This window comes from Streptomyces novaecaesareae (assembly GCF_000716875.1).
In the GTDB taxonomy this organism is placed as follows: domain Bacteria; phylum Actinomycetota; class Actinomycetes; order Streptomycetales; family Streptomycetaceae; genus Kitasatospora; species Kitasatospora novaecaesareae.
This window is the reverse complement of the sequence record NZ_JNWQ01000044.1, coordinates 22,770-37,207: the sequence shown is the minus strand read 5'-3', so window position 1 is coordinate 37,207 and position 14,438 is coordinate 22,770. Positions and strand designations below refer to the sequence as shown.

General features: G+C 72.8%; 10 protein-coding genes. 8 read left to right on the top strand and 2 right to left on the bottom strand.

Features of this window, described 5'->3' with window-relative positions; translation table 11 throughout:
* Positions 1-112 precede the first annotated feature (112 nt).
* The 6 genes from OP86_RS18525 (at position 113) to OP86_RS18500 (ending at position 5,857) form a co-directional block, all read left to right on the top strand.
* The gene (locus tag OP86_RS18525) at positions 113-967 is read left to right on the top strand and encodes a bifunctional methylenetetrahydrofolate dehydrogenase/methenyltetrahydrofolate cyclohydrolase (protein WP_030059152.1); all 855 of its coding nucleotides are present in this window, start codon (positions 113-115) and stop codon (positions 965-967) included.
* Positions 968-986: 19 nt separating this feature from the next.
* On the top strand, positions 987-1,412 hold the full coding sequence (locus OP86_RS18520) for a DUF3017 domain-containing protein (RefSeq protein WP_051830239.1): 426 nt from the start codon (positions 987-989) through the stop codon (positions 1,410-1,412).
* A 201-nt stretch (positions 1,413-1,613) separates the two neighbouring features.
* Complete coding sequence (locus OP86_RS18515) at positions 1,614-2,606, top strand: malate dehydrogenase (RefSeq protein WP_030059150.1); 993 nt, start codon at positions 1,614-1,616, stop codon at positions 2,604-2,606.
* A gap of 303 nt (positions 2,607-2,909) precedes the next feature.
* Complete coding sequence (locus tag OP86_RS18510; RefSeq protein ID WP_030059149.1) at positions 2,910-4,235, top strand: hemolysin family protein; 1,326 nt, start codon at positions 2,910-2,912, stop codon at positions 4,233-4,235.
* A 30-nt stretch (positions 4,236-4,265) separates the two neighbouring features.
* A complete protein-coding gene (gene trpS, locus OP86_RS18505; RefSeq protein ID WP_030059147.1) occupies positions 4,266-5,306 on the top strand; it encodes a tryptophan--tRNA ligase in 1,041 nt (346 codons plus the stop codon).
* A 62-nt stretch (positions 5,307-5,368) separates the two neighbouring features.
* Positions 5,369-5,857 (top strand): 2'-5' RNA ligase family protein, encoded by a 489-nt coding sequence (locus tag OP86_RS18500; protein WP_234435038.1) that lies wholly within the window; start codon positions 5,369-5,371, stop codon positions 5,855-5,857.
* 100 nt (positions 5,858-5,957) lie between these two features.
* On the opposite strand, the gene OP86_RS18495 is transcribed toward OP86_RS18500, so the two are convergent.
* Together OP86_RS18495 and OP86_RS18490 are read right to left on the bottom strand one after the other, a co-directional pair.
* Positions 5,958-8,465, bottom strand: coding sequence for a CDP-glycerol glycerophosphotransferase family protein (locus OP86_RS18495; RefSeq protein ID WP_157849779.1), 2,508 nt, complete (start codon positions 8,463-8,465; stop codon positions 5,958-5,960).
* Positions 8,466-8,683: 218 nt separating this feature from the next.
* On the bottom strand, positions 8,684-12,256 hold the full coding sequence (locus OP86_RS18490; protein WP_030259452.1) for a bifunctional glycosyltransferase/CDP-glycerol:glycerophosphate glycerophosphotransferase: 3,573 nt from the start codon (positions 12,254-12,256) through the stop codon (positions 8,684-8,686).
* A 132-nt stretch (positions 12,257-12,388) separates the two neighbouring features.
* On the opposite strand from OP86_RS18490, the gene OP86_RS18485 reads away from it, so the two are divergent.
* The gene (locus OP86_RS18485) at positions 12,389-13,387 is read left to right on the top strand and encodes a glycosyltransferase family 2 protein (RefSeq protein ID WP_030259449.1); all 999 of its coding nucleotides are present in this window, start codon (positions 12,389-12,391) and stop codon (positions 13,385-13,387) included.
* 49 nt (positions 13,388-13,436) lie between these two features.
* Complete coding sequence (locus tag OP86_RS18480) at positions 13,437-14,426, top strand: YihY/virulence factor BrkB family protein (protein WP_030059131.1); 990 nt, start codon at positions 13,437-13,439, stop codon at positions 14,424-14,426.
* Positions 14,427-14,438 lie beyond the last annotated feature (12 nt).

Genomic DNA, 14,438 nt, shown 5'->3' with positions numbered 1-14,438 from the left:
CGCCGGGTCGAGACTGTGGCGCAACCGCAACGTCGCCCCGACCTTCCGTACCCGTCCGGTCTCCGCGCCGACCGTGGTACGGCGACCGGCCGCGATCCGGGAGAATGGGGTCATGACTGCCCAGATTCTCGATGGCAAGGCCACCGCCGCCGCGATCAAGTCCGAACTCGCCGCCCGCGTGGCGGTCCTCAAGGCGAAGGGCGTCACGCCCGGCCTCGGCACCGTCCTGGTCGGCGACGACCCGGGCAGCCGCTGGTACGTGAACGGGAAGCACAAGGACTGCGCCGAGGTCGGCATCGCCTCGATCCAGCGCGAGCTGCCCGCCACCGCCACCCAGGAGGACGTCGAGAACGTCGTCCGCGAGCTCAACGCCGACCCGGCCTGCACCGGCTACATCGTCCAGCTGCCGCTGCCCAAGGGCCTGGACCAGAACCCGGTCCTGGAGCTGATGGACCCGGACAAGGACGCGGACGGCCTGCACCCGACCTCCCTGGGCCGGCTCGCCCTGGGCATCGACGGCCCGCTGCCCTGCACCCCGCTGGGCATCGTCGAGCTGCTGCGCCGCCACGACGTCGAGATCAACGGCGCCGAGGTGGTCGTGGTCGGCCGCGGCATCACCGTCGGCCGCTCGATCGGCCTGCTGCTGACCCGCCGCAGCGAGAACGCCACGGTGACCCTGTGCCACACCGGCACCCGGGACCTCAGCGCCCACCTGCGCAAGGCCGACATCATCGTGGCCGCCGCCGGCGTGCCGCACCTGGTCAAGCCGGAGGACGTCAAGCCGGGCGCGGCGGTGCTGGACGTGGGCGTCAGCCGCAGCGAGGGCAAGATCGTCGGCGACGTCCACCCGGGCGTGGCCGAGGTGGCCGGCTGGATCTCCCCCAACCCCGGCGGCGTGGGCCCGATGACCCGCGCGATGCTGCTCAACAACATCGTCGAGGCGGCCGAGCGCCGCGCCGGCATCTGACACCCCAGGGACGGCGAGCATGACTGAACCGCGACCGGCGCGGTCCCGGCGCAGGCCGGTCAAGACCACCGGCACCCTGCCGCCCGAGGGTTCGGCCTCGGCCCTCGGACGCGACCACGCCCTGCCGGTGCGGCAGTGGCCGATAACGCTGGTCCTGCTGGTGGTCGGCGCCGGCCTCGCGGTCACCTGGCTCGCCGACTTCAAGGACGGCTTCAAGTACGGGCTGCTGATCCTCGGCGGCGGCGTGCTGCTGGGCGCGGTGCTGCGCCTGGTGATTCCCGAGGTCGGGATGCTGGCGGTGCGCAGCCGCTTCACCGACGTGATCGTGCTGACCTTCCTGGGCGCGTCGATCGTGCTGCTGACCCTGGTCGCGCAGCCGAACCCGTGGCTGCAGATCCCGCTGCTCGACAACATCGGCCAGCTGATGGGCCGGTCCAGGCACTGACCGGACCGGCCTCCCGCGGCCCCCGCCCGAACCCGGGCGGGGGCCGCGGTGCGTCTGTGACGCATCAGCCAGACCGGAACCCGCGGCGTACGCTTCCCTTTGCGATAACCTGACGCCGGTCTCTCGACGTCGAGAGACCATCCTCGGCTCCAGTGCGCCGGTGTGCCTGGGGCACCTGGCGATTTGCTGGAGAAGGTAGAAATGACCCGCACCCCCGTCAACGTCACCATCACCGGAGCGGCCGGCCAGATCGGCTACGCGCTGCTCTTCCGCATCGCCTCGGGCCACCTGCTCGGTGCCGACGTGCCGGTGAACCTGCGCCTCCTGGAGATCCCGCAGGGCCTCAAGGCCGCCGAGGGCACCGCGATGGAGCTCGTCGACTGCGCGTTCCCGCTGCTGCGTGACATCACCATCACCGACAAGCCGGCCGAGGCCTTCGACGGCGCCAACGTCGCGCTGCTGGTCGGCGCCCGTCCGCGCACCGCCGGCATGGAGCGCGGCGACCTGCTGCAGGCCAACGGCGGCATCTTCGGCCCGCAGGGCAAGGCCATCAACGACCACGCCGCGGACGACATCAAGGTCCTGGTCGTCGGCAACCCGGCCAACACCAACGCCCTGATCGCCCAGCGCAACGCCCCGGACGTCCCGGCCGAGCGCTTCACCGCGATGACCCGCCTGGACCACAACCGCGCCGTCGGCCAGCTGTCCGCCAAGACCGGCGCCCTGGTCTCCGACATCAAGCGCGTCACCATCTGGGGCAACCACTCCGCGACCCAGTACCCGGACATCTTCCAGGCCGAGGTCGCCGGCAAGCCGGCCTTCGAGGCCGTCGGCAGCGACCTGGCCTGGCTGGAGTCGGACTTCATCCCGACCGTCGCCAAGCGCGGCGCCGCCATCATCGAGGCCCGCGGCGCCTCCTCGGCCGCCTCGGCCGCCAACGCCGCCATCGACCACGTGTACACCTGGGTCAACGGCACCGCCGAGGGCGACTGGACCTCCATGGGTGTCGTCTCCGACGGCTCCTACGGCGTCCCGGCCGGCCTGATCTCTTCCTTCCCGGTCACCACCAAGGACGGCAAGTTCGAGATCGTCCAGGGCCTGGAGATCTCCGACTTCTCGCGCGCCCGCATCGACGCCTCGGTCAAGGAGCTGACCGAGGAGCGCGACGCGGTCCAGGAGCTGGGCCTCATCTGAGCCCACCCCGCACCGGCTCTTCCGACGGCCCGCCGCCCCTCCCCAGGGGCGGCGGGCCGTCGCAATTCGCCCGCTCGCCTCCGGGGCGCTCAGACCCGGCGCCGACGGTCGGCGCTCCCTCGCTCCTGCGTCGCTCCCTCGCGCTCTCCCTTTCGGCACCGGCGCGCCCCTTCGGCTCGGGGCGGGGATTCGCCCGCTCGCCTCCGGGGCGCTCTGGGCCCGGTGCCGACGGTCGGCGCTCCGACGCGGCGCCTCGGGGCGGGGGCCCGCCTGCGCGCACCGGCCGCCCTACACTGACCCGCTGTGAACGAAACCCTCGGGGACGCCGCGCTCGTCCTCGTCTTCATCCTGCTGGGCGGGCTGTTCAACGTCGCCGAGATCTCGCTGATCTCGCTGCGCGAGGGCCAGATCCGGACGTTGGAGGCGCGCGGCACCCGGCGCTCGGCCCGGGCCGCGCACCTGGCCGCCGACCCGAACCGCTTCCTGGCCGCCGTGCAGGTCGGGGTGACCTGCATGGGCTTCCTGTCCGCCGCCTTCGGTGCGGACACCCTGGCCGGCAAGGTCGCCCCGCTGTTCGTCCGGGCGGGGCTGACCGAGGGCGTGGCCGACGCGCTCGCGCTGGTCGGCCTCACCCTGGTGATCAGCTACGTCTCGCTGGTGCTCGGCGAGCTGACGCCCAAGCGGATCGGCCTGCAGCGCGCCGAGTCCATCGCCGTCATCGCCGCCCCCGTCGTGGACGTGATGTCGGTCGTGCTGCGCCCGGTGATCTGGCTGCTCGGCCACTCCACCAATCTGATGGTCCGCATGCTCGGCGGGGATCCGGCGGCCGGCCGCGGCTCGATGAGCTCCGAGGAACTGCGCGGCCTGGTCGCCACCAACACCGAACTGGGCAGCGACGAACGGGCGTTGATCGCCGATGTGTTCGCCGCCGGGGAGCGCCAGCTGCGCGAGGTGATGGTCCCGCGCACCGAGGTGACCTTCCTGGACGCCGAGCGCCCGCTGGCCGCCGTACGGCACCAGGCCGACACCTCCCCGCACTCGCGCTACCCGGTGGTCGAGGGCAGCGCCGACGCGGTGGTCGGCTTCGTCCACGTCCGCGACCTGTACGGCGCGCGTGGCGAGCAGGCCGCCAAGGTCCGTGACCTGGCCCGCCCGGTGAAGCTGCTGCCCGGCACCAAGCGGGTGCTGGAGGCGATGGGGGAGATGCGCCGCGAGGGCCACCACCTGGCCATCGTGGTGGACGAGTACGGCGGCACCGCCGGGATCGTCACCCTGGAGGACCTGGTCGAGGAGGTGATCGGCGAGATCCGGGACGAGTACGACCGGCCGGAGTCCGCCCCCACCCGCCGACTGGCCGGCGGCGGCATGGAGCTGGACGGCCTGCTCAACCTCGGCGACTTCGCCGAGGAGACCGGCGTCACCCTGCCCGAGGGCCCGTACGAGACGGTGGCCGGCTGCCTGGTGGCCTCGCTCGGCAGGCTGCCCCGGGACGGCGACCAGGTCCGCGTCCCGCTGGAGGGCGGCGGCGGGGTGCTGCTGACGGTGGCCAAGGTCGAGGGCCGGCGGATCGCCCGGGTGAGGGTGAGTGCGGTCACACTGACCGAACCTCCGGGGGCAGACGTTTCCTGAGCGACCGGTGGAACTGGAACAATGGCCCGTATGGTCAACGCAGCGGTCACTGGTCCGGTCAAGGACCGTCCCCGGGTGCTCTCCGGCATCCAGCCCACCTCCGGCTCGTTCCACCTCGGCAACTACCTGGGCGCGGTGCGCCAGTGGGTCGACCTGCAGAACGACAACGACGCCTTCTACATGGTCGTCGACCTGCACGCGATCACGGTGCCGCAGGACCCGGCGACGCTGCGCGAGAACACCCGGATCTCGGCCGCGCAGCTGCTCGGCGCCGGTCTGGACCCTGACCGCTGCACGCTCTTCATCCAGTCGCACGTGCCCGAGCACGCGCAGCTCGGCTGGGTGATGAACTGCCTCACCGGCTTCGGCGAGGCCTCCCGGATGACCCAGTTCAAGGACAAGTCCTCCCGGTACGGCGCCGACAGCACCACGGTCGGCCTGTTCACCTACCCGATCCTCCAGATCGCGGACATCCTGCTCTACCAGGCGGACGCCGTCCCGGTCGGCGAGGACCAGCGCCAGCACGTGGAGATCACCCGCGACATCGCCGAGCGCTTCAACTCCCGCTACAGCCCCACCTTCACGGTGCCGAAGCCGTACATCCTCAAGGAGACGGCGAAGATCCAGGACCTGCAGGACCCGGGCGCCAAGATGAGCAAGTCGGCCTCCTCGCCCAAGGGCCTGGTGAGCCTGCTGGACGACCCGAAGGTCAGCGCCAAGAAGTTCAAGAGCGCCGTCACCGACACCGGCACCGTCGTCTCCTACGACGAGGAGGGGAAGCCGGGCGTCTCCAACCTGCTGCGCATCCACTCCGCGCTCAGCGGCCGGTCGGTCGACCAGCTGGTCGAGCACTTCGAGGGCAAGATGTACGGCGCCCTGAAGACCGAGCTGGCCGAGCTGTTCACCGAGTGGGTCACCCCCTTCCAGGAGCGCACCCGCGCCTTCCTGGACGACCCGGCCGAGCTGGACCGGGTGCTGGCGCTCGGCGCCGACAAGGCCCGCGAGGTGGCGTCGGCGACGCTGGAGACGGTGTACGACCGGATCGGCTTCCTCCCGGCCGCCAAGCGGTGACGCCCCTCACACGCCTGCCCGATGGTGAGCAGCTCCCCGAACTGCTCACCATCGGCGTGTCCGTGAGCGTTCCGGACCCGTACGGCGCGGCGATCCAGGACGCCCGCGCCGGGCACGGCGATCCGCTGGCCCGGTCGATACCGACGCACGTCACCCTGCTGCCGCCGACCGAGGTGCCGGCCGAGGAGCTGCCTAAGATCGAGGAGCACCTGGCGGCGGTGGCGGCCGCGCACCGGCCGTTCCGGATGCTGCTGCGCGGCAGCGGGACCTTCCGCCCGGTCTCCCCGGTGGTGTTCGTCCGGGTCGAGGAGGGCGCCCAGGAGTGCCGGCTGCTGGAGGCGGACATCCGCTCCGGCCCGCTGGCCCGCGAGCTGGCCTTCCCGTACCACCCGCACGTGACGGTCGCCCACGGGCTGCCGGACGACGTGCTGGACCAGGCGTACGAGCAGGCCCGCGGCTTCCGGGCGTCCTTCCCGGTGCCCGGCTTCGGCCTCTCCCGCTTCGACGCGGACGAGGTCTGGCGGCCCTGGCGGGGCTACTCGTTCGCCTGAGCCACCCGAGCCACCTGAGCCGCCCGAACGGCGTGAGCCGCCTGGACGACCCGACCCGTCCGAACCGCCGCCCGCGCCAGGCCCCGCGCCCGGGATCGAACTAGCCTGCGGCCCGCCCGAGTTCGAGCATCCGGTCGACCACCCGTCGCGCCGCGCCGCCGTCGTCCAGGGCGCAGTGCTCGGCCCGGAAGCGCCGGTAGCGCTCGGTGTATCCGGGCGGCAGGGCGGCCCCGCCGTCGGCGAGCCCGCGCAGCGCGCCGAGCAGTCCGGCCGAGGTCGGCACCAGCGGGCCGGGGGCGTCCGACTCGAAGTCGAAGTAGAAGCCGCGCAGGGTGTCGCGGTAGTGCTCCAGGTCGTAGGTGAAGAAGTACATCGGGCGGCCGGTGATCGCGAAGTCGAACATGATCGACGAGTAGTCGGTCACCAGTACGTCCGCGACCAGCAGCAGCTCCTGCGGGTCGGGGTAGTCCCCGCAGTCGTACAGGAAGCCGTCGCCGGCGCCGGGCAGCGGCTCGCGCACGTGGGCGTGCGGGCGGACGAGCAGCACGTGGTCCCCGCCGAGCAGGCGCCGGGCGTGGTCGAGGTCCAGCCGCAGGTCGAGCCGGAAGCCGTGGCCGTCGCGGCGCTGCTGGTCCTCGCGCCAGGTCGGCGCGTACAGCACGATCCGCCTGCCGTCGGGGATGCCGAGCCGGTGGCGGACGGCCGCGGCGGCCTGCCCGTCCGGGCGGGCGAGCACGTCGCCCCGCGGGTAGCCGGACTCCAGCACCTCTCCTCCGTAGTGGAAGGCGCGCCGCAGGATCGGGGTGGCGAACGGGCTGGGGGAGAGCAGCAGGCTCCACTGCGGGGTCTCCCGGTCGAGCGCCTCCAGGTAGCCGTGGTCGGCCAGCCAGGGGTTCTCGACGTCGTGGGCGATCCGTTTCAGCGGCGCGCCGTGCCAGGTCTGCACGATGACCTGGCCGGGGCGGCGCTCCAGGAAGTCGGGGAAGTGCGTGTTGCCGACCAGGTAGCGGCAGGTGGCCAGGGCCCGGTACCACTCCGGGCTCCAGATCCGTAACGGCGTGACTCCGGCCGGCACTGCGGCCTGGGCGTCGTCGACCACCCACAGGTGCTCCAGGGGTGCGCCGCGGCGCGCGAGTTCGGCGTGCACCGCGCGCGGGGAGTCGGCGTAGCCGCGGCCGCCGAACACGTCGTACAGCACCGCCTCGCGCAGCGGCTCGCGGCGGGCGGCCGGGTACCGCCCGGTGCGCTGGCGGTGCTGTGTCCAGGCGCTGCGCTCGGTGGCGGTGAGCACCGGGGTGGAGTCCACCAGCAGGGTGTCGTTCCAGCGGCGCTGCAGCAGGACCTGCTTGCCGCCGACCGTCGTGCTGGCGGGGACTTCGGGCAGCGCGGCGGGGGCGGCGAGCAGCGGGCGGCCCGGGCCGGTGCGGTCGGCCGGCTCCAGTGCGGCCTCCCAGATGCCCTTGCGCAGCGGTAGTGCGGCGCCGTCCGAGCCGGTGCGGGTGGCGGGCACCCGGGCCCGGAACCGGCCGTCCGGGGCGGTCTCGACCGGGGCGCGGACCACGCTCGCGGTGCCGGAGTGCCGCAGCACCAGCTGCAGCCGGTCCGGGGCCCGGGCCGGGCAGTGGCCGGACAGCTCGAAGCCGTCGGGCCGTACGGCGATCCGGTCGACCAGGCCGGCCGCGGGCTGGACGCAGACCTGGAGCCGGCCGTCGGCGAGGTGCTTGAGGTAGAGCACCCGGTCCGGGGCGTCGGGCAGCGGGTGCTGGCCGGCCACCGGGCCGCCGCGCTCGTCCAGGCAGAGCTGTTCGCTGCCGCCGTCGGGGCGCAGCAACTCGGCGTCCCAGTGCTCCAGTTCGCCGGTGCCGCGCCCTTCGGCGGCGAACGGCCGGTACGGCAGGTGGGCGGTGAAGGTGTTGCCGGCGCGGGCGAGCGGCTGCTCGATCACCGCGTCGCTCTCCCGGTGGCGCAGCCGCAGCACGGTGGCGGCGGGGCAGGAGTCGGCGACGCCGGTCAGGTCGAGTCCGACGGCGGTGCGGGCGGCCCGGGTGATCCGTACGGCGGGGCGTTCCAGCCGCAGCCGCAGCCGGCCGTCCTCGAAGCCCGGCTGGAGCCGGACGTCGCGGTCCACCCAGCCGGCCGGCGGGTACTCGCCGGAGCCGCACCAGTGCGGGGCGAGGGCGCCGTACTGGCGGCGCACCCGGGTGGCGCGGGCGCGGGTGAAGAGGGTGGTCTCGATCTGCCAGTCGCCGAGCAGCCAGCGGCCGTCGCGGCGCAGCCGGCCGGGCTGCACCAGGGCGGTGAAGCCGGACCAGTCGTGGTTGTACTCGGGCTGGGCGCTGTCGTCGGTGATCTCGGGCATCCTGCGCGGCCTGGAGCGCAGGTGCACCGGTGGCTCGCCGTCGCCGTGGCGCAGGGTGAGCCAGGTCCAGGCGGAGCCGGGGCGGCCGGTGTCCAGGTCGTTCGGGCGGGCGAAGCCGGTGAGCTCCAGGCCCCGGCCGTGCCAGTGCGCGCGCAGCAGCCCGAACACCACGTCCTCGTCGCCGGCCCGGCGCCCGGTGGTGACCCGGGGAGCGGCGTGCGGCAGGACGAACCGGGTGAGCACAGGCATGGCGAACGGAGCCCTTCGGAATGGAAATTCACATCCCATCCAGAAATGGCACCCGGGTCAAACTGCCCGCTTTTTCGGGTTCCCTCCGGAATTCTTCCCCGAAACGTTTGTTCGTGAATTGCCCCGGCATTCGGGCCATTTCGATTCCGGGTGGCTCCGGACCTGCGAAGGCGCCCGACACCGGTGGTGTCGGGCGCCTCTCGGGTCACTCGCGGGGGCTACTCCTTGCGGAGCATCGCGTCGACCACCCGGGCGGCGGCCTTGCCGTCGTCCAGGTCGCAGTACGCCTCGCGGAACGCGGCGGCCTTGTCCGCGTACTCGGTCGCGAGCTCGTCCACGCGGCCGAGCGCGGCGACCAGCTCCTCGGAGGTGGGGAGCAGCGGGCCGGGCGCCTCCGCCTCGAAGTTCAGGCTGAAACCGCGCAGGTTGTCCCGGTAGTGCTCCAGGTCGTGGGTGAAGAAGAGCATCGGCTTGCCGGTCGACGCGAAGTCGAACACGCTCGCCGAGTAGTCGGTCACCAGCACGTCGGCGATCAGCAGCAGCTCCGCCATGTCGGGGTAGCTGCCGACGTCCCAGATGTAGCCGTTGCCGGCGCCCGGGATCTGGCCGCACATCAGGTCGTGCCGGCGCACCAGCAGCACCTGGTCGTCGCCGAGCGCGGCCTGGGCCGCCGCCAGGTCGATCCGCAGGTCGATCTGGTAGCCGCCCTGCGGCCGGCGCCGGTCCTCGCGCCAGGTCGGTGCGTAGAGCACCACCTTCTTGCCCTCGGGCAGGCCGAGCCGCTCCCGGACCTGCTCGGCGGTCTTCTCCCGGTCGGACGCGAACAGCAGGTCGTTCCGGGGCGAACCGCTCTCCAGGATCTCGCCCTTGAAGTCGAAGGCGCGCCGCAGCACCGGGGCCGACCAGCTGTTGCCGGCCACCAGCAGGCTCCAGTTCGGGACTTCCCGGGCCAGGCTCTTGAGGTAGTTGGAGTCGGTGAACCAGACCTTCTCGAAGTCGAAGCCGACCTGCTTCAGCGGCGTGCCGTGCCAGGTCTGCAGGACCACCTGGTCGGGGCGGCGGACGAAGAAGTCGGGCAGGTGGGTGCTGGTGACGACGTACTTGGCGGTGGCCAGCGCCTCGAACCACTCCGGGCTCCAGAGCCGGATCGCCGTCGCGCTCTTCGGCAGCTCGGCCTGCATGTCGTCGCTGCTCCACAGGTGCTCCAGCGCCAGGCCGCGCCGGACCAGCTCCTCGTGGACCGCCCGCGGCGAGTCGGCGTACACGCCGTCGCCGCCGACGTTGTACAGCACCGTGTCGCGCACCGGCAGCCGGCGGGCGGCCGGGTAGTCGACGGTGCGCAGCCGGCGCTGGCGGAAGCCGGCCCGCTCCTCGGGCAGCAGCGCCGCGTGCGCCTCCAGCGACAGGCCGTCGTGGTTGCGGCGCTCCAGCACGATCCGCTTGCCGCGGGACTCGACCTCCAGCGGCAGCGTGTCGAAGCACTCCGGGGTGACCATCACCGCGGCGCCGGGCAGCACGTCGGCCGCCCCGCCGACCGGACGGAAGAAGACGTTCCAGGTGCCCTTGGCGAGCGGCACCCGGCCGGCGAAGGAGGCGGTGGGAACGGCGGGCAGCGCGGTGCGGAACCGGCCGTCCGAGATCTCCACCGGGTAGACGTGCTCCTCCTCGCGCCAGTGGTGGCGGACCACCAGCTCCCAGCGGTGCGCGCCGGGCAGCGGGAACGAGCCGCTGAGCAGGAAGCCGTCGGCGCCGCGCGAGGACACCTCGTCCACCAGCGGCTGCAGCACCTGGTCGGCGAACTGGAGGTAGCCGCCGGGGGAGGGCTTGGCGTAGAGCGCCCGGTGCTCGGCCGCCGGGGCCTGCGGGTTCAACGGCAGGTGCAGCCGCTCGGGCGCGTTGCGCTCGTCCCAGGCCAGCGGGATGCTGCTGCCGTCGCCCAGCAGCAGCTCGGTGTCCCAGTGGTCGCGGACGCGCTCGGCCGCCACCGGGTCCAGCTCGGCCCAGGCCTCGCGGACGGCGGTCAGCTCGGAGGTCGCGAAGGAGGCGGTGAAGGGCTGCAGCGAGCCGACCGGCGCGCCCAGCTCCAGCGGGACGGTCACCTCCCGGTCCGACTCCAGGTGGGTGAGCCGCAGCCGGGCACCGGCGAAGCTGGGGCCGGAGCGGGCCGCGCCCGAGACCTCCACCCGGCCGGCGTGCGCGGCCAGGCCGGTCGCCCGGGCCTTGACCGTCTCCACCCGCAGGTAGACGAAGTTGTCCCGGACCCACGGCACGATCCGCACGTCCGGCTCGACCCAGTGCGGCGGGATGGCCTGCGCGGTGTCGCTCCAGCCGGCCGAGATCCGGCCCTTGTACACCCCGCCCTTGCCCGCGCCGGCCACCAGGACGCGCCAGTGCCCGTCCTTCCACTCGCCGCGGTGCTTGAGCTTCTTCGGGTCGACGGAGACGGTGAAGCCCGACCAGTCGCAGGTGTACAGGTCGTGGTTGCAGCTCGCGGTGGCCTCGGGGCTGTACGTGGTCTTCATCGGCACCGCGATCACCCGGCGGCCCTTGGTCTCGCGCAGCACCAGGGTGCGGACCATGTCGTGCTTGCCGGACGCGCCCAGCTGCTCCGGGTACGCGTGCCCGGCCAGCTGCAGCTTCCCGCCGACCCAGCCGCTCTCGTACAGCCGGCTGCGCATGACCAGCGAGTTGTCCAGCTTGAGCACCCCGGCCGGCACGCTCCGGCGCCCGCCGCGCAGGAACGGGTAGTCGGCGTACGGGCGCAGCAGACCGCGGGCCTGGACGCCGCCGCCGCTCTCGCCCTCGTACTTGATCTGCTCGATCAGCTCGTCCATCCGGCCCGCCAGGGTCAGGTGGTACTTGAGCCGCAGCGGCGCGCGCAGCTTGCGGACCTGCTCGGGGCCGATCGCCCGGAGCAGCCGGCTGACGTGCTGGAGGTAGGCGTCCCGGTACTCCTTGTCGCCGTCGACGACGGACCAGAAGAACATCGGGATCTCCTCGACGAGGGTGTTCTCGTCGTAGGAGCGCAGGTACTGGGCGAAGCGCGGCTCGGTCTGCTTCGTCAGCCAGCCGCGGACCAGCTCCACCGAGGCGACCCGGTCGATCAGGCCCTTGGGGTTGGTGCGCATCTGCGTGATCGACATCTCGCCGACCTCGCGCTCGCGCCAGTGGTAGATCGGCTCGGAGAGCACGTCCACGCTCTTGGCCAGGTAGTGGTGCGGCACGCTGACCGGGGCGTCCTCGTACAGGATGCCCTCGGGGTAGAGGATGTCCGCGGCGTCGAAGAAGGAGCGCCGGTACACCTTGTTCCACGCGGTGCGGTCGGTGACCAGCGCCGGGACCTCGGTGATGTGGGTCTTGAGCCGGGTCTCCTTGAACGGCTTCAGGTGGCCGCCGGACTGGTAGTAGCCGACGGCGCGGAAGCGCAGCACGTTGCCGGTGCAGAAGTCCGAGCCGGTCTCCTCCAGCGTGTTGATCATCAGCTCGTACGCGCTCGGCGGCATCGAGTCGTCGCTGTCCACGAAGCACAGGAACTCGGAGTCCGGGTCGATGTGCCGGATGCCGGTGTTGCGGGCCGCGCCGAGGCCCTTGTTCACCTGGCGCACCAGCCGGAAGCGGGAGTCCTTGGCCGCGTACGCCTCGGCGAGCGCCGCGCTGCCGTCCTTCGACCCGTCGTCGACCATGACGCACTCGAAGTCCGTGAAGGTCTGGGCGGCGATCGAGTCGAGGCACTCGACGAGATAACGCTCGACGTTGTAGATCGGAACGACGATGGAGAGGCGGGGAGCCATCGGCTACGCAGGCCTTTCTCGGGAAGGAGCGTGGCAGCCCGGTGGGGCCTGACCGCACTTGATCGGTGCGTACGTGCCTCCCGATCCTACCTCCGGGGCAGGGCCCTCCCCGGGGACCACTACGCTGGGCCCGTGCCCCGCTTCAGCGTCATCGTCCCCGTGTACAAGGTCCAGGACTACCTCGCCGAGTGCCTCGAATCGGTGCTCGGACAGGACGGTCCGGACCTCGAACTGATCGCGGTGGACGACCGCTCCCCGGACGGCTGCGGCGCGATGCTGGACGCGGCCGCCGCCGCCGACCCGAGGGTCAGGGTGCTGCACCTGCCGGAGAACGTCGGCCTCGGCCGGGCCCGCAACGCCGGCCTTGAGGTCGCCACCGGCGACTACGTGGTCTTCCTCGACAGCGACGACACCCTCACCCCCGGCCTGCTCAAGAGCATCGACGAGCGGCTCACCGCCGGCGGCGACCCGGACGTCCTGGTCTACGACTACGCCCGCACCTACGCCGACGGCCGGATCACCCGCGCCGCCTCCGCGCACGTCTTCGGCGCCGCCTCCCCGGACGTCTTCGACCTCGCCGCCCGCCCCGACCTGCTCGACCTGCTCCAGGTCGTCTGGAACAAGGCCTACCGCCGCGGCTTCGTCACCGAGCAGCAGCTGGTCTTCCCGGCCGGCTACTACGAGGACACCCCCTGGACGTACCCGGCGCTGCTCGCCGCCGCCCGGATCACCCTGCTCGACCAGGTCGGCGTGCACTACCGCCAGCGCCAGGAGGGCGGCAACATCCTGGCCACCGCCAGCCGCAAGCACTTCGACGTCTTCGCCCAGTACGACCTGGTCTTCGCCTTCCTCGACCGCCGCCCCGACCTCGACCACTGGCGCCCGGTCGTCTACGGGCGGATGCTGCACCACCTCAACACGGTCGTCTCCAAGCCCGGCCGGGTCCCGCCCGGCGACCGCCGCGAGTACTTCCGCCGCGCCGCCGAGCACTGCGCCCGGCTGCGGCCGGCCGGCTACCGCCCGCCGGCCGGCGTGGACGGCGTGCGCACCGAACTGCTCAGCCACGGCCGCTACGGCGCCTACCAGGCCGTGCGCGCCCTCGCGAAGGCCCGCCGACTCGTCCGGCGGTGAGGCCCGCGCCTGACGGCCATTCGGGGGACGGCCCGGTATAACCGGTCGGGTGGACTTCCTGACCCGCCTCCCGGTCGTCGGCCCGCTCGTGGCCCGGGTGCTGCGCAGCCGCCCCTACCGGGTGTACGAGTACTTCTCGGCCGCCCGCGGCAACCGGCTGGCCGGCGCCGTCACGTTCTTCGGGTTCCTCGCGCTCTTCCCCCTGTTGACGGTGGGCCTGGCGATCGCCGTCTCCACGCTCGACGACACCCAGGTGGCGAAGGTGCAGAAGCACATCTCCGACCAGCTGCCGGGCCTCTCGGACGCGCTCAACCTGCCGTCCCTGATCGCGAACGCCGGCACCGTCGGGCTGGTCGGCGGGGCGCTGCTGCTGATCTCCGGCCTGGGCTGGGTGGGCACCATGCGCACCTCGATCCGGGACGTCTGGCAGCTGCCCGACGAGGACGGCAACCCGGTGCTGCGCAAGGCCTGGGACGTGGTGGTGCTGGGCGGCCTCGGCCTGGTGTCGCTGTTCTCCCTGGGCGCCTCCGCCGCCGGGACGAGCCTGGCCGGGCGGATCGCCGACGCGATCGGCCTCGGCAGCGGCTACCTGCTGACCGGTGTCGGCGTGCTGATCGCCATAGGGAGCGACACGCTGCTCTTCGCCTACCTACTGGCACCGTTCCCCGGGATCACCGGCCAGCGCCGCCGGGACCTCCTGCAGGGCGCGCTGATCGGCGCGGTCGGCTTCGAACTGCTGAAGGTCCTGCTCGCCTCCTACCTCGGCTCGGTCGCCGTGCGGAGCCTGTACGGGGCCTTCGCCACGCCGGTCGCCCTGCTGCTGTGGATCAACTTCGTCTGCCGACTGCTGATGTACTGCGTGGCCTGGACGGCGACGGCCGACCCGGCGGCCGCCCGGGAGCGGACCAGGGCGCACGGGCGGGCCCTGCTGGAGGCCGCGGACCAGGCGGAGGCGCAGGCCGCAGCGGCGGCGAAGCAGTCCTCCGGGAAGGCCTCCGGGAAGGCCGCCGGGCAGCAGAAGGCCCGGCCCCAGGACTGAGACCGGGCCTGC

Bases quoted from the DNA above. Each gene is read 5' to 3' on its own strand.
- trpS (WP_030059147.1), top strand. From the start codon at position 4,266: ATGGTCAACGCAGCGGTCACTGGTCCGGTCAAGGACCGTCCCCGGGTG.
- OP86_RS18520 (WP_051830239.1), top strand. From the start codon at position 987: ATGACTGAACCGCGACCGGCGCGGTCCCGGCGCAGGCCGGTCAAGACC.
- OP86_RS18525 (WP_030059152.1), top strand. From the start codon at position 113: ATGACTGCCCAGATTCTCGATGGCAAGGCCACCGCCGCCGCGATCAAG.
- OP86_RS18495 (WP_157849779.1), bottom strand. From the start codon at position 8,465: ATGCCTGTGCTCACCCGGTTCGTCCTGCCGCACGCCGCTCCCCGGGTC.
- OP86_RS18490 (WP_030259452.1), bottom strand. From the start codon at position 12,256: ATGGCTCCCCGCCTCTCCATCGTCGTTCCGATCTACAACGTCGAGCGT.
- OP86_RS18515 (WP_030059150.1), top strand. From the start codon at position 1,614: ATGACCCGCACCCCCGTCAACGTCACCATCACCGGAGCGGCCGGCCAG.